Source organism: uncultured Lutibacter sp., from assembly GCF_947493565.1.
GTDB classification, from domain to species: Bacteria; Bacteroidota; Bacteroidia; order Flavobacteriales; family Flavobacteriaceae; genus Lutibacter; species Lutibacter aestuarii.
This window is the reverse complement of record NZ_CANLRG010000008.1, coordinates 88,688-106,842: the sequence shown is the minus strand read 5'-3', so window position 1 is coordinate 106,842 and position 18,155 is coordinate 88,688. Positions and strand designations below refer to the sequence as shown.

Genomic DNA, 18,155 nt, shown 5'->3' with positions numbered 1-18,155 from the left:
AAACCTTACTCAAAATAATTTTTGTATTCTGTTAAATGTGTGTGTAATTTTTCAAAACTTTCTTTGTTTATTTTGATAGGTTCTGCTGTTAAACCATCAAATAAATCTTTCATCGGAACTAAAAAAATATGTAATTGGTTATGGGCTTCACCTGTCATAGTACATTTGGTTATAATAGTACTAAATTCTGTTTCTAAACTTTTTTTAAGCTGAGCGTAAGCTTCTGGATTGTCTTTTTCTGTAAAGTTGCTCATTATTTGGAGCATGGCATGAATGCCTTCAGTTGTTTCTTTATTGGCTTTCCATAATTCTCCATCGTTTAATTGTAATTCTTCTGAATTAGTGTGCTGATGTTCCTCTGTCTGTTGAGGTTGCTTTGGTGGTATTTTAGACTTTTTTTCTGTTGAATTTTTACAAGAAATTACACTAAAAAGTACGGTTATTGCTAAAAATAGTTGAATAGATTTTTTCATGGTTTTTTAATTTTATGATTAATAATTAAGAGAAAAATAATAAGCCAAACTCCTACTCTAAAAAGCATAGCTTTAATACTTTCAGAGGCTACACTTTTATTTAAAAAATAGAGGTATAGCAATATTGAGCTATGTGATATAAGTATAAAAAGAACAGCTTGTTTTAATAATTGATGTTTTGACCAAATTAAATATGAGGTTATAATTGAAATAAATCCAAACACAACATTATATATTACCAGCCATTTGATAACGGTGTATGCTTTTATGTCAATTTCAAATAATACTTTTGAACCTGCTATTATTGATAGCAACCCTAAAATAAAGGCTAATATTGATGCTATTTTAAACTTAAATTTCATTTATTTAATAATTTAATAAAATTGTTATTCGGATTTATTAGTTATCCACATTTCTGCTGGCATTCCAATTTTTAAACTGCCATCATTTTTTACATCAACTTTTACAGCATATACTAAGTTTACACGTTCTTCTTTGGTTTGAATAATTTTTGGCGTAAACTCAGCTTCTGAAGCAATCCAGCTTACAATACCAGAGTAATTTTTCATAGCATCTTTTTCATCAATTTTAATAATTACTTCTTGCCCAATTTTAATATTAGATAGTTGATTTTCACTAATATAAACGCGTAATTTCATGTTGGTTAAATCTGCTATTTTGTAAAGAGGTTTACCAAAGGATGTGATTTCCTTAGATTCAGCATACGTTGATAAAATTGTTCCATTGACTGGGTTTATTATATAGCTTTTTTGAAGTAAGTCATTTACTTGTTTGAGTTGTACATCAATGCTTTTAAGTTCATTAATTATTGGTAAATTTTGACTTTGAATGCTTTTAATTTGTTTTTGAATTACCTCAATTTCACCATTAATATCATCTAATTGTTTTTGAGTTCCTGCATCTTCTCTAACTAAATTTTCAATTCTATTTTTGTTAATTGTTGCAGTTTTTAATTGAGCATTAAGTACGCTAATTTGAGATAGTACATTACTTGATTTTGAACTGATAATTGTTTTTTGCACTAATAATTGATCTCTTTTCAAACTCAATGGAATTGTATCTATAAAACCAACATAGGCTCCTTTTTTTAGAATTTGTCCTTCTTCTGCAGTAAATTGAATTAATTTTCCGCTATTTTCTGCTGAAATCGTTATTTCTGTTGCTTCAAAATTTCCATATCCATCTGCTTTTTCATTTTTTTTACAACTTAAAAGAAAGGTTCCAATTAGAAATAGTCCAAATATATTTTTATTAATTTTCATAAGTGTTAATTTTTAGTTCCTTTAGTGGTATTATAATTTGCTTTTGAGTATAACAGTTGTGTGTAATGTGCTTTTAGGTTATTTTCAGCTTCATAAAGATTAGTTAACTCAGTAATGTAAGCTGAAGCTGTAATAACACCGTTTTTTAATTGAGATGCGGATGTTTTTAATATTTTTTTTCTTAGGCTTATAATTTTTTTATCGGATTCAATAATTTCTGATATTTTAATAATTTCAGCTTCATGTTTTGTTAATTCAATAGAGGTGTTAAGTTCAAAAACTTCTTGTTCGGTATCAATAATTTCTTTATTTACTTGTAATGATTTAAGTTGTTTTTTATTAGAATTCCAGTCAAATACGTTCCACTTTAATTTTATTCCTGCTAAATAGTAAGCTTGAAAAGAATTGTCGAGCATATTTAATCCGGGATTTCCATATCCTCCTGTGGCAAAACCTAAAAGTTTTGGACTATTTTTTTTAGATATTAATTTTTCTGAAGCTTTAATTTGACTTTTTTTCAATTTAAATAAATCCAATTCTGGACGATTAATTTCAGTATTAAAATCTAATGAAATTTCAGGATTGTCTAATGTAATCTCTGAAGAAATGTTTTCTCCAATTAATTGAGAGAGAGATTTGATGTAGCTAAATTTATCTTTATCTAACTCTATAAATTGTTGATCTACCTTAAGTAGTTCGGCTTCTAAAACACTTTCAGAATTTGGGAGTAAGGTCCCAAATTTTACACCAGCATTAACCTCTTTTAATGTTGATGCTAATTCATTTTTTTTAGCGAGTAATAAGGCTTTCTTTTCTTGCAACAATAAAATTGAAAAATAAAGTTGATTCACCCGTTCTTTTAGTTGATATAAATTTACTTCAACTTGTTTTTGTTGAGTTTTTAAAGAAGCTGTTTTTTCTTCAAGTGCTGCATTTGTATGCCCACCATCATAAATTAGTTGATTTACGTTTAAATTTAATTGATATTGATCATTATTAGGTGGTGTAATGTTTACATCTGGTAAACTTATGGGTAATTCTATGACTTCGGATTGGTAAGTAGCTTTTGATTCGAAGTCAATTTGTGGTAATTTACCAGTCTTAATTATTTCCTTTTCCAAAATATTTTGTTTTGTCAAAAGGTCATTCTGTTTTGATAAAGGATAATTCTTTTCGACTAGTATATAGCATTCTTTTAAGCTTATTTTTTCTTGTGCAAAAGAATTAATAGCAAAAAATATCATTAGGAGTGTAGCTATTTTTTTCATCTGTTTATAATTATTTTTTGTTTGACAAAACATCTATTTGATTTTTATAGAATTTAAAATGAAATCCACTACTTCAGTCTTTCTTTCTTCCATTAATTCTTTAAAAGTAGTTTTATCAACTTTTAAAAATCCTTTTAATAGCGGTGAAGCGATAAATGGAAAAATGTTCAATGCTATAATATTAATAAATAAATGCTCAGCCTTTATAGGTCTTATATGTCCGTCTTTGACTGCATTTTCAATTTGATTTCTAAACTTTTCAATATTGGGTAATTTATTTGAAAGTTGTTTTTCAATAAATTCTGGATTTCTATTAAGTTCTTGTATAATAAAATTTGGGAGATAAGGGTGTTTTATAATAAATGTTATATAATTATGAGTAAAGTTTTTTATTTTATCAAATAAACTATTATCTGCATTTATAATATCATTTAACTGTGGAGCTAAAGTTGAAAACGCTTTTTTAAAAACAGCTTCAAAAAGTAATTGTTTACTTCTGTAATAATAATGCAGCATTGCTTTATTAATACCTGCTTCATCTGCAATTTCTTGCATTCTAGCAGCTGCCATTCCTTTACGCTCAAATATTTCTTTAGCTGCATTTAAAATATTTGATTCTGTTGAGCTATGTTTTTTTAAATTCATATATAAACTAATTAGTTTAACCATTTAGTTAACAAACGTAACAACTAATTTTTAATTTTCAAAATAAGTTTTGTTTTTATTAAAAAATTTAACAAATTATTTAACTAAATGTTTAAAGATAAGAAGGAGAAAGTTAATTTAAGGAGTGTATAATTATCGTTTACGAAGTTAAATTCTTAGATACTTTTATGTTGTACTAATAATTTTTTAAGCACTTAAATTTTGCCATTTATTTTCTTAATGATTTTTTTGCTGGAATTGGTACATCAGTTTAACAATACGATCAATTTCCGTTTCAAAATCCTTGTATAAAGGTTCATATTTTGACACTAGTTTAACTCTCAGATTTAATAGAGTTTTATTAGGTTTCAAGCCGTTGTTATAATCTAATTTTACTTGTTTCCAAACACTTGATAATAAATTAGCGTCTCGTATCACTGACTTTAGCGTAGTTACATTACCATGTCCTGTTAACACAATAGTTGGGTTTAATTTTATTATGGTATTAAGTGTGTTGATCAACCCTAGAACATTTCCATCACTTGTAATCATTGGCATCCAATCTGAACTCAACACATCACCTCCAAATATAATTTTTTGTTCAGGTAGCCACATTAAAATATCTCCATGAGAATGTCCATTATTAGCGAAAATAAACTCAACTTCCACACCTCCAAAAGTACGCTTTTGAGGATAATTCAATAATAAATTAGGATAAATAAGATGCGTAGTACCAATTGTGCCTTTGGTCACTTTGGAATAAAACGCTACATCATCTTGGCCATACTTTTTCATTGTTTCCAGGGCTTGACTACTGGCAATAATTTCAGCATCAGCAAATGCTGCATTTCCTAACCAATGATCTGCATGGCTATGTGAATTAACCACCCAACGAACAGGCTGATTTGTAATAGATTTAATTGCTTTCTTAATTTTATTACCAATTAACTCAGAAGATCCTGTATCAAAAAGTAACACCCCGCTTTTAGTAACCACAAAATGAATGTTGGAATTCCATCCTTTGTTTTCAGGAGTAGGTAATCCAATGGATGGTGATATAATACTATAAACATTTTCAGCAATAGAGGTTACTACAAAATTGGAGTTAGTATTTGTTGACCAAGCGCATTGGACAATTAATATGATTAAGCTGAAAAAGGAAATAATTTTTACTTTAATACCCATAGTCGTGGTTATTTTTTTAGTTTTTTTACTGTAGCTCTTGCATTTTCATTGTTAAAGTTTAACTCCAGTGATTTTTTATAATTCACAATAGCTAGTTCGGTGTTTCCATTAACCATATAGGCTTCACCCAAACTATCAAATGCATTATATGAAAGAGGATAAAGTTCTGTATTTAAAAGAAATATCTCAATTGCTTTATTTCTATCATCTTCACGATTACTTTGTAACATATGGTATCCAATTCGATTTATAAGTGATTCAGGAGGGCTAAAATCCCATGAAAGTCGTTCAGAAAGCTGATTGAAATGTTGGAGTAGTTGTTCTTTACTTGTGATATTACGATAGGATATTCCGTAGCCATTGAAAATTGCAGATATACCCTTATAGAATGCAATGAGGGGTACAGATCCGTGGTTTTCATTTTCAAAATATTCCAGTTTGGCAGGAAACTCTCTTTTACATTTACTATTTAAAGATTCATATAATCTTATATGTCGATCGCGATTTCTAATATTTCTTTTGCCCCAATTGGCTGAGGCGATGTAAAGAAATCTTTTGAATGAATTTTCAGTAACAGCTGTTAATTTTTTATCCATCGTTTCTGCATTCCAAGTACCTAAACTTGGATCAACAGCAATAAAAGAGTTGAAAAGTGTTTGTTCTTTCATATAGGTATGAGTAACAAACAAACCACCTAGTGAATGTCCAAAAAGTATGCGATAGGGAACTGTTCTATATTTCTTGTCCAGCTCAGGAATAAGTTCCTCCTCTATAAAACTTAAAAAGTTTTCTCCACCACCAGAATCGTTTTTTCTTGTTGTAATAATTTTATCAGGTGTAAAATCTCTTCGCCTGTTAACGTTTTGAATTGCCACTACAATCATTTCAGGAATTCTCAGGTTGCCATTGTATCCAGAACTCATATAGTTCACCATACCTGTTACAGGTTTAAAGTGAACATGTCCATCTAGCACTATTAATACTGGGTACTTTTTATATGATGAACCTTCCTCGTAATAAGAATTTGGAAGACTTACCCAAAATTCTCTTGTTTCGTTAAGTGTATGGGAGTAGAGTTTGTCCTTAAACCCTATATTAATTGGATTGTGTTCTTGTGCATAGTTAGTACTTATAATTGTAAGCAAACAAAAAGCAGTAAAAATAAATTTATTCATGATATAAGAGATTTAATGAATGTTTTTCCTAGAATCTTTATAGAGCCATAGCAAATTTACTATTTTCCATTGTCCATTAATTTTGATAAGGTGTAAATATTCATACCAGTTGTCTGATACTAGTTTTACAGAAGCCGCTTTTTGATATGCATCTAAAATGGTAACCTCATTTTTCGGGTTTGTTGGAAATTTTATTCCAGATTTATTCCACGATTCGGCAAAATCCAGCATCTGTTTATAGGTAGTTTCTCTTATTTTTTCTTTTTTATTTTTAAAATCGAATTCGATGGTACGCTTTGCTAGTTGTTCGTGCATTACCTTTTTCATAAGTTTAGGTTTTAACTCTTGTAATGCGATTAAATAGCCCAAGGATATTCGCTTAATTTCAATTGAATCTTTCTTAGAGATAGGAGAAGCCAACTTGGTATATACATTGGAGAAATCTATTCTTTCATTGAGTAAGGTTTTGTCAACATCATGTACCGCTCTGCCAATTTGATTTCCGTTAGTATCATACTTCTTCACGCCGTAAGCAAATCTCCATTGATTTAAAGTTAATTTACCATCTTTATTGTGATACTCATATTTAATGTGGTTTCCATTTTCGTCATAAGTGTCATGATAAGAGGCGACGCCTGTTGCATTTTCAATAGGCTTAAAATTGTTGTCCAGATTGTAATTGGCTTTAGGATAACCTTTTTTATCGTAAACTATTCCTGTTGTACCAAACTTAAAGTATGGTGAAATTGTTACTGTGGAATCATTTAAATTATACCGGTTTTCTACTACCATTTTTTTATGCTTTTTCCATTGGTAATGAGCAATTCCCCAATTGGATTGCATGTGATTGTCTTTTAGGTCGTAAAAATTTAAATCGGTAATGAAACCATTTTTATCCTTTGTAAAGATCTCTTTAAAAACTCCTCTATCGTTAGTTATACGTTTTCCATTGGGGTCATAAAATGTTCGTATCTCCATATGGTTGTTATACAAAAATTCAATTCTGTAAGCACCAAATGTTGTTAGCGGATGTTGCTGTTGTGTGTGATAGTGGTGGTTAATAATTTCTACAAGTTGTTTGTTTTTATATGTAAATACATAATGAGAAGAGGAATCTGCCTCCAGTTTTGATATTGGGTATATTCCCAAAATGGGTACGTGTGGTGATACATGATTGTACCTAATATGTCTAAAGTATTTTTTATTGTTTTGGTTTTGAGCTTGTAGTCCAAAACTAAAACAAATTATTATTAGTAATGATATGTGTTTAATCATTTTGTGAGTATTTAATGAAATACAAATAAACCCTATATTGTCATTCAAAAATAAAAAGTAGATAAATAAGGGATTTTAACTAACAGAAAAGGGGATTCTTATAAAAATGGTTTTCAGCTTTGTAAACTATGTTTTTATCTGCCTTAAATGCTTTTTTGTCTACTAAAGTAGTGGTATAAAAGAAAATTCTTTATGTTAGATGTTTGGTGTAAATTTGTCTGATGCTACTTAATAAAAAACACTTACTGAATACAGTTGTAAGTCATGCCATTTTTTGGGTACTATTGTTCTTGTTTTTTGTGCTACCAACATTGGGGTATCAAAGCATGAAGCTAGCTTACGTAGCTGCGTATGCAACTAAAATTATTCCACAAATGATGGTTGCCTATGTAATGATTTATGTGCTAGTACCATATGTGCTTAATCGATATGGAAAAATTCTTTTCGGAATAAGTGTGTTTGTTCTGCTTTATTTAGCATTTGTACTGTACACCTTTTTTAGGTATTATGGTTTTGAGATTATCTTTCCTGAGTTTTATCGTTTATCTCGTAAAGTTGATTTTTGGTGGCGAGCTACAGATTTTCATTATTTTGCCCAAAATATTATTTGGTTTCTTTTTCCTGCTGTTATACTTATGTCAGTTCGTTATTACAAGCATCAGCGTGAAGCACTAGAGTTAAGGGAACAAAAGAAAGTTGCAGAGTTGAGTGCATTGAAAAATCAACTTAATCCTCATTTTTTATTTAATACCCTTAATAATTTGTACGCATTGGCAATTAAAAAATCAGACCAAACCCCAGAGGTGATTGCAAAATTGTCTGAAATTTTAGATTATACCCTTTATAGATGTAATAAAGAATTCGTAGCTCTTAGTGATGAAGTTAAGTTGTTGAATAATTACATAGCACTAGAGAAAATTAGGTATGGAAAAAGGGTGTATATAAGTTTTGAAAGTAATGTGGATAATACGGTAAAAATAGCACCTTTACTTTTACTCACTTTTTTTGAAAATGCTTTCAAACATGGGGTGAGCCAAGAAATAAGAGAAGCCAGCATTATTGCTTTATTAAAAACAGAGGGTAGTAAGATTTATTTTAGTATTGAAAATACAATTTCCACTCATAGACATGATGAAGAGAGTAGGGAAGCAATTGGGCTTAGTAATGTTCAAAAACAGCTTGAGTTACTTTATCCAAATAATCATAAATTAGTGGTGCGTAATGAAGATCAAAAGTATAAGGTAGATTTAAAAATTAAGACAGCATGAAGTACAAGTGCGTAATTGTAGATGACGAAGAACTTGCTAGGGAGCTAATAGAAACACATCTTTCTCAATTTGATGAATTTGAGTTAGTGGCATCTTGTGAAAGTGCTTTGGAAGCCACTAAAATACTAGCAATTAATTCCATTGACCTGCTATTTTTAGATATTGAAATGCCAGTACTTAAAGGAACCGATTTTTTAAAAAGTCTCAGTAATGTACCTAAAGTAATTTTTACAACCGCTTACCGAGATTATGCCATTGAAGGGTTTGAACTTAATGCCGTTGATTACTTACTTAAACCTATAGTTTTTGAGCGGTTTTTTAAATCCATTCAAAAATTCTTGGAAAGCATTCAACCAAAAACTATAAAAGTAATCAAGGAAGAAGCATCGGAATTAAGCAACTATGTTTTTGTTCAAGCAAACAGAAAAAATATCAAAATAAAATTTGATGATATTTTGTATATAGAGAGCTTAAAGGATTATATAAAAATACATTATAAGACCCGTAACGTAATGACCAAATATAGCATTACAGCCTTTCATGAATTGCTTGATAATCGCTTCTTAAGAATTCACCGATCGTTTATTGTAAATAAGGAAGCTATTACAGCATTTACAAAGCACGATATTGAAATTGGAAAAATTGAGATTCCTATTGGTCATAGTTATAAACACCAAGTAATGGAACGTTTAATTTCTTCTTGATGAAATTTATTTTTGTAAGCTTGAGAAACTCTTAATTGGATGAACCCATTCCCATTCAGATTTTCCGAAATTACCCGAATCTTCAATTACTTTAATATGTGTTTCGTCAATTATTTTTATGGTTATTTTCCCATACAATTTGTCTTTACCTACAGGAATATCTGCCCATGAGAGTTCTATTTTATCTTCATTTATTATTCCATGACCCACATGGCACCAGTTTTCTCCTAAATTAATATCGTTAGTTTTTTGATTCATTCCTAACCAAAACACATGATTATCAACAACGTTTATCCAAAACGGATTTTTGCCAGCAGATTGCCAAAAGCCTGGTTTTATTAATGAATTTGAATTTTGCATAGTATTGTTTTTTTCAATTGTTCCTTAAAATAATTCTGTTGCCTCAAATTTAATGAAATTTATGAAGTAGGCTTTAGAAATGATTTTTTTGAAAAGCTCTTCAATATTGATTTGAATAACATTGATATTTTTTTAATTAGTATTGGTTTATTCTTAAATTTACAGATATTAAAAAGTAGATTGCTACATTTTAATTAAAAATAATATTTTATACATGCATAAAATCAATACTTCAATTTTATATAGCGGTCAAGAAAAAATTTTACTAGCAGTAGATTGTATAATTTTCGGATTTGATTCCCACAAACTAAAACTCTTATTATTTAAAAGAAAAGTAGAACCTCTCAAAGGAGAATGGTCATTAATTGGATCTTTCGTTAATAATCAACAAACTTTACAAGATGCAGCTAAGGAAATATTATATAAATCAACAGGATTATCTAATGTATATTTAGATGAGTTAAAAACCTATAGTAAATTAGATAGAGATCCTGGTGAAAGAGTAATTTCTGTTGCTTATTTTAGTTTGATTAGAATTAATGAATTCGATATTGAGAATGTTGAAAAATATGATGCTCATTGGTTCGATTTTGACAATATTCCTAACTTAATTTTAGATCATAATGAAATGGTAAAAGATGCAATTTCTAAGCTTAGATCTAAAGCCATATACCAACCCATTGGATTTGAATTACTTCCAGAAAAATTTACCATCCCACAATTACAAATACTCTATGAGTGCGTTTATCAACAAAAACTAGACGATAGGAATTTTAGAAAAAAGATTTTATCATTTGATATTTTAACAAAAACTACAGAAAAAGATAAATCGGGATCAAAAAAAGGAGCTTTTCTATATATGTTTGATAATGAGAAGTATAAAGAGTTTGTTGCTAAAGGTAATAATTTTGAGCTTTAAATAATTATGTATTATTTTGACTATATTGAATAATAAACGTATATTTAACATTTATTATTTTTAAATTATGTCAAAATTAAATGGAAACATATTTAAAAGAGCAACCGCACAAAAGATTTAATATTTTAACTGGAGAATGGGTCTTAGTTTCTCCGCACAGAACAAAAAGACCTTGGCAAGGAAAACAAGAGGTCACTGAACCAAAAGATAAAATTTCGTATGATTCAGAATGTTATTTATGCCCTACAAATAAGCGTATTAATGGGGTGAAAAATGACGATTATAAAAGCACCTATGTTTTTTCAAATGATTTTGGTGCGCTTATGAACAACTCTGAAAAATTCAGTTATAAAAAAGGTCTGTTAAGGGCTGAAGGAGAAATAGGTATATGTAAAGTTGTATGCTTTTCGCCTAATCATTCCCTATCAATACCAGATTTAGAGATTTCAGAAATTGAAAAAGTAATTGAAACTTGGCAACAAGAATATTCTTTATTAGGCAATCTTAAAAATATTAATTACGTTCAAATATTTGAAAATAAAGGGGCAATTATGGGTTGTAGTAATCCGCATCCTCATGGACAAATATGGGCGCAATACTCTATCCCAACTGAAATTCAGAAAAAAACAGCCACACAAAAAGAGTTTTATCAGAAAAATGGTACTAGTTTATTAAAAACCTACCTTGAGGAAGAATTGAAGGAACAAACTAGAATTATATCCGAAAATAAACACTTTGTAACATTGATTCCTTTTTGGGCTGTTTGGCCGTATGAGGCTATGATTATACCAAAACAAGCAATGCCAAATATTAAAAACTTAACAGATGATCAAAAAAATAGTTTTGCTCAACAGCTAAAACTTTTAACACAAAAATACGATGCACTTTTTAATACATCATTTCCATATTCAGCAGGGATCCATCAAGCACCTACCAATAAAATGGTTTATGAAGAATGGCATTGGCATATGAGTTTTTATCCACCATTGCTTAGATCAGCTACCGTTAAAAAATTTATGGTAGGCTATGAAATGTTTGCCATGCCTCAAAGAGACATTACGGCTGAATTAGCGGCTGAAAAATTAAGATCATTATAATTTTAAAATGATACATATTAATTAAATAAAGACAACGTAACTTTATGAACTCAACATACGATTTATGTATAGAATCTCCAGGACGTATTAATATTATTGGAGAGCACACAGATTATAACAACGGATTTGTTTTACCAACAGCCATAGATAAAAAAATAAAGTTTTCTTTTAAGAAAAATGAAAATTCAACAATTTGTAATGTCCGTAGTGTTAATTTTAATGCAAGTTTTTCTTTTGATTTAACTAAAGTTGAACCAAGTAAACATCAATGGGAAAACTATATTTTAGGAGTTGTTTTTGAGCTACAGCAACTTACAAACAATTTAAAAGGATTTGATTGTGTTATAGAAAGTGACATCCCTATTGGCTCAGGAGTTAGCTCTTCAGCCGCTTTAGAATGTGGTTTAGCTTTTGGTTTAAATGAACTTTTTAAATTAAAACTTTCGAAACAATTAATTGTTGAATTATCGCAAAGAGCTGAGCATAATTATGTAGGTACCAAGTGCGGTATAATGGATCAATTTGCCTCTGTAATGAGTAAAAAAGACCATGTAATTTTGTTAGATTGCAAATCTTTAGAATTTGAATACATTCCTGTTTCAATAAAACCATATAAAATAGTACTTTTAAATACGAATGTTTCTCATAATTTGGCTTCGGGAGAATATAATAAACGTAGAGTGCAATGTGAAACTGGAGTAAAAATAATTCAAAAAGAACATCCACATGTTGTATCTTTAAGAGAGGTTACATTAGATCTATTAAATAAATTTGAAAGTACATTGGATCCAACCATTTTTAATAGATGTAAATATGTGATAGAAGAAAATGAAAGAGTAAAAAAGACTGTAGATGCATTAAAGAACAAACAATTAACAACTTTAGGAAAATATCTTTACGAAACACATGAAGGCTTAAAAAACCTATATGAAGTAAGTTGTTCAGAGTTAGATTTTTTAGTAGAATTTTCAAAAGATTATAAAGAGGTTTTAGGAGCCAGAATGATGGGTGGAGGTTTTGGAGGGTGTACTATTAATATCATACATGAACATAAAATTGAACAATTTATTGAAGATATTTCAAAGGCTTATTTTAATAATTTTAATATTAAATTAACTGCTTTTGAAGTTATGCCTAGTAAAGGAACATCTATTAAAAATTAATTAAACTTAAATATATTTTTATGACCGCAAATTTTGAATTTTTAGATTATTTCATATTTATAATCTATGCACTATTAATTTTAGGTGTTGGTTTATGGGTGTCAAAAGATAAAAAAGGACATCAAAAAAATGCTGAAGATTACTTTTTAGCGAGTAAATCGCTGCCTTGGTGGGCAATAGGAGCATCCTTAATAGCTGCTAATATTTCTGCAGAACAGTTTATTGGAATGTCTGGTTCAGGATTTGCTTCTGGTTTAGCAATTGCTTCTTATGAATGGATGGCGGCTATCACATTAATTATTGTTGGGAAATACTTTTTACCCATTTTTATTGAAAAAGGATTGTATACAATTCCTGAATTTGTTGAAAAAAGATACTCCACCAATTTAAAAACCATATTAGCAGTATTTTGGATTGCGCTATATGTATTTGTAAACTTAACGTCGGTACTATATTTAGGTTCTTTAGCACTTGAAACAATTATGGGAATTCCTATGATGTATGGTGTAATTGGTTTAGCTCTTTTTGCAGCGGCCTATTCATTATATGGCGGTTTATCAGCGGTAGCTTGGACCGATGTAATTCAGGTAGTGTTCTTGGTTTTAGGAGGTTTAGCTACAACTTATCTAGCTTTAAACACCGTTTCTGATGGACAAGGAGTTGTAGAAGGAATTAAAACAGTTTACAATGCAGTACCTGAAAGATTTGCAATGATATTAGATGAATCAAATCCAGAATTTAAAAACCTTCCTGGACTGGGAGTTTTAGTTGGAGGAATGTGGGTAGCAAATTTATATTATTGGGGGTTTAATCAATATATTATTCAACGTACTTTGGCTGCAAAATCTTTAAAAGAAGCACAAAAAGGGATTTTGTTAGCGGCTTTTTTAAAGTTAATCATTCCTTTAATTGTTGTAATTCCTGGAATTGCAGCTTATGTAATGGTAAATGATCCTGAAATTATGATGAGACTTGGAGCTGAAGGATTACAAAATTTACCTTCGGCAGAGCAGGCTGATAAAGCCTACCCTTGGTTGTTACAATTTTTACCAACAGGTTTAAAGGGTGTTGCTTTTGCTGCATTGGCAGCCGCTATTGTATCTTCTTTAGCCTCTATGCTAAATTCAACTTCAACAATATTTACAATGGATATCTATAAACAATATATTAATAAAACAGCAAGCGATAAAGCAACGGTTAATACTGGAAGAATTTCTGCTGGAATTGCATTAATCATTGCTTGCATTATGGCTCCTTTGTTAGGTGGTATAGATCAAGCTTTCCAGTTTATTCAAGAGTATACTGGAGTGGTGAGTCCAGGTATTTTAGCGGTATTTATGTTGGGATTATTTTGGAAGAAAACAACTAATAAAGGTGCTATTATTGGTGCTCTAACTTCAATTCCAGTGGCAATGTATTTTAAAGTTGCTCCAAAGGGTTGGTCAACAAATTCAATCTTTGTAAATGTTCCTTTTATGGATCAAATGGCATATACTTTAATTATTACCATGATAGTTATTGCTCTTGTAAGTTATTTTCAAAACAAAGGAGCAGATGATAAAAAAGGAATTGCTATTACTTCAAATTTGTTTAAAACAAGCCCAATATTTAACGTTGGAGCCTTTGCAGTGATGATAATTTTAGTTGTTCTTTATTCACTATTTTGGAAATAATAATATAAGTTTAAGTTAAAAAAGAGTTGGCAGTTGTCAGCTCTTTTTTTGTATATTTGAGATGAATTCATCTTTTATATATGAAAACTTTTAAAAATAGTACTACTCATACAAAATCTTACAGACAGTTATTTGAGTGCCTTATGTTTTTTACTGTCATTTCATAATTATTTTTAGAGTTTCCTCAAGCATTTTTTTAGAGACCTTATCCAATACTTTTTAATTATGAAATCCAAATCTGTATTTATACAACCAGAAAGACCAGCTTCAGTACAAGGTAATTTTTATCAGCCAATAAATAATAACATTGGTCCAGGGATGAATGAACGAATTCAAAAACTGAGAAAATTAAGTTTTGAAACCGAACCTACCTTATCAATAGAAAGAGCATTAATCCAAACAAAATTTTATAAAGCTAATTTTGGAAAATATGCAACCCCTGTACTAAGAGGGCTAAATTTTTTAGAACTATGTAAACAAAAAAGTATTTATTTAGGAAATGATGAATTAATTGTAGGTGAACGAGGTCCAAAGCCAAAAGCAGTTCCAACATTTCCTGAACTTACCTGTCATAGTGTTGAAGATTTCCACGTGTTAAACACCAGAGAAATGCAACGATACACTATTTCTAAAAAAGATATTACTACTTATAAGAATGAAGTAATTCCTTATTGGAAAGGGAAATCAATGCGCGAAAGAATTTTTAGTCATGTTCCAAAACAGTGGAGTAAATTATACGAAGCAGGTTTGTTTACTGAATTTATGGAGCAAAGAGCTCCTGGACATACAGCTTTGGATGGAAAAATTTATAAAAAAGGCATGTTGGATTTTAAAAAAGAAATACAACAACAAATAAATCGTTTAGATTTTTTAAATGATCCAGAAGCTACTGATAAAAAAGAACAATTAGAAGGAATGAAAATTTCTTGTGAAGCAGTCATTATTTTTGCCGAACGACATGCCGATTTAGCGGAAAAGCTAGCGAATGTAGAAACTGATTCGAAAAGAAAACAAGAACTGTTAAAAATAGTAGAAGTATGTAGGTGGGTGCCTGCAAATGCACCTCGTAATTTTTATGAAGCCATACAAATGTATTGGTTTGTGCATTTAGGAACTATTACAGAATTAAATGGTTGGGATGCTATGAATCCTGGTCATTTTGACCAGCATTTAACACCTTTTTACGAAAAGGAATTAGCCGAAGGTACTTTAACAAGAGAAGAAGCAAAAGAATTATTAAGTTGTTTTTGGATAAAAGTAAATAACCATCCTGCACCTCCAAAAGTAGGAATTACAGCCAAAGAAAGTGGTACCTATAACGATTTTACCAACATAAATATTGGAGGTGTAAAACGCGATGGATCCGATGGCGTTAGTGAAGTTTCATATATAATGTTAGAAATTGTTGAAGAATTGCACGTGTTACAACCTGGAAATTCGGTACATATAAGTTCTAGAACTCCAGATCGGTTTTTAAAAGAAGCATGTAAAGTAATTCGTCAAGGGCACGGTTATCCTTCCATTTTTAATCCAGATGTATACATTCCTGAGATGTTACGACAAGGAAAATCTCTAGAAGATGCTCGTGAAGGAGGTTGTAGTGGTTGTATTGAAGTTGGCGCTTTTGGTAAAGAAGCCTATATTTTAACAGGTTATTTAAATGTTCCTAAAATTATTGAAATCACATTGAATAATGGTGTAAATCCATTAACAGGTAAACAGGTTAGTATTAAAACGGGAGATCCAAGAGATTTTAAAAGTTATAATGAATTGTATGAAGCTTTTAAAACGCAACTAAATTATATTGTAAATCAGAAGATTTTAGTAAGTAATTATATCGATAGGATGTTTGCAAAATATAGTCCTGCAACTTTTTTATCAGTAGTTATAGACGATTGTATTACCAATGGGAAAGATTATTACAATGGAGGGCCTCGTTATAATACAAATTACATTCAATGTACAGGTTTAGGAACGGTTACAGATAGTTTAGCAACTTTGAAAAAACATGTTTTTGAAGATAAAAATATATCAATGGATACCATTTTAAATGCAGTTTCAGTAAATTTTGAAGGAAAAGAAATTTTGCGTCAAACGATATTGAATAAAACTCCTTTCTATGGAAATGATGATGATTATGCCGATTCAATTGCGCTACAAGTATATAACGATTTATTCGATGCCATTGACGGAAAACCTAATACAAAAGGAGAGAGTTTTCATTTAAATATGTTGTCAACAACTTGTCATGTGTATTTTGGAAAAATAATGGGAGCAACACCAAACGGACGTTTAGCTCACAAATCTATCTCAGATGGAACTTCTCCATCACATGGTTGTGATACCAATGGACCTTCAGCAGTTATAAAATCATTAACCAAAATTGATCAAGTAAAATCAGGAGGCACCTTATTAAATCAGCGGTTTTTACCGAGTTTATTAAAGCGTGATGAAGATATTATGAAACTGGGTAACTTAGTACGGAGTTATTTTGCTTTAGGAGGGCATCATATTCAATTTAATATTGTAGATACAGCAACCTTATATGCGGCTCAAGAAAATCCTGAAGATTATAAAGATTTATTGGTTAGAATGGCGGGTTATAGCGATTATTTTAACGATATGAATGCCGATTTACAACAAGAAGTAATTGATAGAACAGAAAACGAATCGTTTTAAATGAGCACAGGTCTAATTTTTGATATTAAAAAATATGCTATAAATGATGGTCCTGGAATTCGATTAACCGTATTTTTTAAAGGATGTAATTTGCAGTGTAAATGGTGCCATAACCCAGAGAGTATGTCACCAAAAGTGCAAAAAATGTACAATGTTAAAAAATGTATTGGAGCATTAAGCTGTATTAAAAATTGCCCAAATAATGCTCTAAAAATGACTTCAGAGGGTATATTTACAGATTATACTATTTGTAATTTATGTGGTAAATGTGCTGAAGTTTGTCCAACTAAAGCTTTTGAAATGTTAGGTTCTACAATTTCAATTTCTGATTTGATGCAGAAGATTGATAATGAAGCAATCTTTTTTGATCAATCAGGTGGTGGTGTAACATTTTCTGGAGGAGAACCTTTAATGCATTCAACATATTTATTGGAAGCTCTAAAAGAATGTGGAAAAAGAATGTATCATAGGGTAGTAGATACTACTGCTTTTGCAAGTTTAGAAACCGTGTTGGAGGTAGCCAAACACACGGAACTTTTTTTGATTGATTTAAAAGTAATGGATTCTATGAAACACAAAGAGTTTACAGGTGTTTCTAATCAAAAAATACTTTACAATATTGTAGAATTAGCAAAAACTAATTGTGAATTAATTTTTAGAATGCCCTTAATTAAGGGAGTAAATACGTCTAAAAAAAATATTATTGAAACTGCAAAATTTATGAATTCTTTAGAAGGAAACAGAACCGTTATTAACCTGCTTCCTTACCATAATATTGCTGAAAATAAATATAAAAAATTAGGAACTCCAAATAACAATCACGTATTTGAAGCTCCTAATATAAATGAAATAACCAATATTATTTCAATATTTAAAAATAATGGTATTTCTGCCTCTGTTGGGGGATGATTAATATCTAAACGTATAAGGATTTTATTATTCAGCTTTTGTTTTAATTATATCAACAAATACTAAAATTTGTTACCCT

General features: G+C 29.9%; 17 protein-coding genes. 8 read left to right on the top strand and 9 right to left on the bottom strand.

Features of this window, described 5'->3' with window-relative positions:
• Window positions 1-5 precede the first annotated feature (5 nt).
• From Q0714_RS11330 to Q0714_RS11295, 8 genes are all read right to left on the bottom strand, one after another.
• Window positions 6-473 carry a hypothetical protein gene (locus Q0714_RS11330; RefSeq protein WP_298265103.1) on the bottom strand — a complete coding sequence of 156 codons (468 nt, stop codon included), beginning with the start codon at window positions 471-473 and terminating at the stop codon, window positions 6-8.
• The gene (locus Q0714_RS11325; RefSeq protein WP_298265101.1) at window positions 470-835 is read right to left on the bottom strand and encodes a hypothetical protein; all 366 of its coding nucleotides are present in this window, start codon (window positions 833-835) and stop codon (window positions 470-472) included. Before Q0714_RS11325 ends, Q0714_RS11330 begins: the two co-directional genes overlap by 4 nt.
• Before the next feature lie 24 nt (window positions 836-859).
• Window positions 860-1,756, bottom strand: coding sequence for an HlyD family efflux transporter periplasmic adaptor subunit (locus Q0714_RS11320; protein ID WP_298265099.1), 897 nt, complete (start codon window positions 1,754-1,756; stop codon window positions 860-862).
• 5 nt (window positions 1,757-1,761) lie between these two features.
• Window positions 1,762-3,000: a TolC family protein gene (locus Q0714_RS11315; protein WP_367181343.1), complete on the bottom strand. Its 1,239-nt coding sequence runs from the start codon at window positions 2,998-3,000 to the stop codon at window positions 1,762-1,764.
• Between the two features lie 57 nt (window positions 3,001-3,057).
• Window positions 3,058-3,669, bottom strand: a complete 612-nt coding sequence (locus tag Q0714_RS11310) for a TetR/AcrR family transcriptional regulator (protein ID WP_298265095.1) — start codon at window positions 3,667-3,669, stop codon at window positions 3,058-3,060.
• A 237-nt stretch (window positions 3,670-3,906) separates the two neighbouring features.
• The gene (locus tag Q0714_RS11305) at window positions 3,907-4,854 is read right to left on the bottom strand and encodes an MBL fold metallo-hydrolase (RefSeq protein WP_298265093.1); all 948 of its coding nucleotides are present in this window, start codon (window positions 4,852-4,854) and stop codon (window positions 3,907-3,909) included.
• Between the two features lie 8 nt (window positions 4,855-4,862).
• Window positions 4,863-6,029 carry an alpha/beta hydrolase-fold protein gene (locus Q0714_RS11300; protein WP_298265091.1) on the bottom strand — a complete coding sequence of 389 codons (1,167 nt, stop codon included), beginning with the start codon at window positions 6,027-6,029 and terminating at the stop codon, window positions 4,863-4,865.
• 12 nt (window positions 6,030-6,041) lie between these two features.
• On the bottom strand, window positions 6,042-7,304 hold the full coding sequence (locus Q0714_RS11295) for a nuclear transport factor 2 family protein (RefSeq protein WP_298265089.1): 1,263 nt from the start codon (window positions 7,302-7,304) through the stop codon (window positions 6,042-6,044).
• A gap of 221 nt (window positions 7,305-7,525) precedes the next feature.
• Between Q0714_RS11295 and Q0714_RS11290 the strand changes: the two genes are divergently transcribed.
• On the top strand, window positions 7,526-8,572 hold the full coding sequence (locus tag Q0714_RS11290) for a sensor histidine kinase (RefSeq protein WP_298265087.1): 1,047 nt from the start codon (window positions 7,526-7,528) through the stop codon (window positions 8,570-8,572).
• Window positions 8,569-9,276: a LytTR family DNA-binding domain-containing protein gene (locus Q0714_RS11285; protein WP_298265085.1), complete on the top strand. Its 708-nt coding sequence runs from the start codon at window positions 8,569-8,571 to the stop codon at window positions 9,274-9,276. The genes Q0714_RS11290 and Q0714_RS11285 overlap by 4 nt, the downstream gene beginning before the upstream one ends.
• 6 nt (window positions 9,277-9,282) lie before the next feature.
• Here the strand turns inward: Q0714_RS11285 and Q0714_RS11280 are convergent, their stop codons facing one another.
• Window positions 9,283-9,636, bottom strand: coding sequence for a hypothetical protein (locus Q0714_RS11280; RefSeq protein ID WP_298265083.1), 354 nt, complete (start codon window positions 9,634-9,636; stop codon window positions 9,283-9,285).
• 214 nt (window positions 9,637-9,850) lie between these two features.
• Between Q0714_RS11280 and Q0714_RS11275 the strand changes: the two genes are divergently transcribed.
• From Q0714_RS11275 to Q0714_RS11250, 6 genes are all read left to right on the top strand, one after another.
• Window positions 9,851-10,555: an NUDIX domain-containing protein gene (locus tag Q0714_RS11275; protein WP_298265081.1), complete on the top strand. Its 705-nt coding sequence runs from the start codon at window positions 9,851-9,853 to the stop codon at window positions 10,553-10,555.
• An 80-nt stretch (window positions 10,556-10,635) separates the two neighbouring features.
• Window positions 10,636-11,652: a UDP-glucose--hexose-1-phosphate uridylyltransferase gene (locus tag Q0714_RS11270; protein WP_298265079.1), complete on the top strand. Its 1,017-nt coding sequence runs from the start codon at window positions 10,636-10,638 to the stop codon at window positions 11,650-11,652.
• Window positions 11,653-11,696: 44 nt separating this feature from the next.
• The gene (galK, locus tag Q0714_RS11265; RefSeq protein WP_298265077.1) at window positions 11,697-12,815 is read left to right on the top strand and encodes a galactokinase; all 1,119 of its coding nucleotides are present in this window, start codon (window positions 11,697-11,699) and stop codon (window positions 12,813-12,815) included.
• A 20-nt stretch (window positions 12,816-12,835) separates the two neighbouring features.
• A complete protein-coding gene (locus tag Q0714_RS11260; RefSeq protein ID WP_298265075.1) occupies window positions 12,836-14,488 on the top strand; it encodes a sodium/sugar symporter in 1,653 nt (550 codons plus the stop codon).
• Window positions 14,489-14,713: 225 nt separating this feature from the next.
• Entirely contained in the window at window positions 14,714-17,167 is a 2,454-nt protein-coding gene (gene hypD, locus Q0714_RS11255; RefSeq protein WP_298265073.1) for a trans-4-hydroxy-L-proline dehydratase, read from the top strand.
• Window positions 17,168-18,076: a glycyl-radical enzyme activating protein gene (locus Q0714_RS11250; RefSeq protein ID WP_298265071.1), complete on the top strand. Its 909-nt coding sequence runs from the start codon at window positions 17,168-17,170 to the stop codon at window positions 18,074-18,076.
• Window positions 18,077-18,155 lie beyond the last annotated feature (79 nt).

What these genes read in the sequence shown, in the direction of transcription:
- Q0714_RS11320 (WP_298265099.1), bottom strand. Translation starts at nt 1,756, where the DNA reads ATGAAAATTAATAAAAATATATTTGGACTATTTCTAATTGGAACCTTT.
- Q0714_RS11315 (WP_367181343.1), bottom strand. Translation starts at nt 3,000, where the DNA reads ATGATATTTTTTGCTATTAATTCTTTTGCACAAGAAAAAATAAGCTTA.
- Q0714_RS11285 (WP_298265085.1), top strand. Translation starts at nt 8,569, where the DNA reads ATGAAGTACAAGTGCGTAATTGTAGATGACGAAGAACTTGCTAGGGAG.
- Q0714_RS11300 (WP_298265091.1), bottom strand. Translation starts at nt 6,029, where the DNA reads ATGAATAAATTTATTTTTACTGCTTTTTGTTTGCTTACAATTATAAGT.
- Q0714_RS11330 (WP_298265103.1), bottom strand. Translation starts at nt 473, where the DNA reads ATGAAAAAATCTATTCAACTATTTTTAGCAATAACCGTACTTTTTAGT.
- Q0714_RS11290 (WP_298265087.1), top strand. Translation starts at nt 7,526, where the DNA reads ATGCTACTTAATAAAAAACACTTACTGAATACAGTTGTAAGTCATGCC.
- Q0714_RS11295 (WP_298265089.1), bottom strand. Translation starts at nt 7,304, where the DNA reads ATGATTAAACACATATCATTACTAATAATAATTTGTTTTAGTTTTGGA.
- galK (WP_298265077.1), top strand. Translation starts at nt 11,697, where the DNA reads ATGAACTCAACATACGATTTATGTATAGAATCTCCAGGACGTATTAAT.
- Q0714_RS11275 (WP_298265081.1), top strand. Translation starts at nt 9,851, where the DNA reads ATGCATAAAATCAATACTTCAATTTTATATAGCGGTCAAGAAAAAATT.
- Q0714_RS11250 (WP_298265071.1), top strand. Translation starts at nt 17,168, where the DNA reads ATGAGCACAGGTCTAATTTTTGATATTAAAAAATATGCTATAAATGAT.
- Q0714_RS11270 (WP_298265079.1), top strand. Translation starts at nt 10,636, where the DNA reads ATGGAAACATATTTAAAAGAGCAACCGCACAAAAGATTTAATATTTTA.
- Q0714_RS11260 (WP_298265075.1), top strand. Translation starts at nt 12,836, where the DNA reads ATGACCGCAAATTTTGAATTTTTAGATTATTTCATATTTATAATCTAT.
- hypD (WP_298265073.1), top strand. Translation starts at nt 14,714, where the DNA reads ATGAAATCCAAATCTGTATTTATACAACCAGAAAGACCAGCTTCAGTA.
- Q0714_RS11310 (WP_298265095.1), bottom strand. Translation starts at nt 3,669, where the DNA reads ATGAATTTAAAAAAACATAGCTCAACAGAATCAAATATTTTAAATGCA.
- Q0714_RS11325 (WP_298265101.1), bottom strand. Translation starts at nt 835, where the DNA reads ATGAAATTTAAGTTTAAAATAGCATCAATATTAGCCTTTATTTTAGGG.
- Q0714_RS11305 (WP_298265093.1), bottom strand. Translation starts at nt 4,854, where the DNA reads ATGGGTATTAAAGTAAAAATTATTTCCTTTTTCAGCTTAATCATATTA.
- Q0714_RS11280 (WP_298265083.1), bottom strand. Translation starts at nt 9,636, where the DNA reads ATGCAAAATTCAAATTCATTAATAAAACCAGGCTTTTGGCAATCTGCT.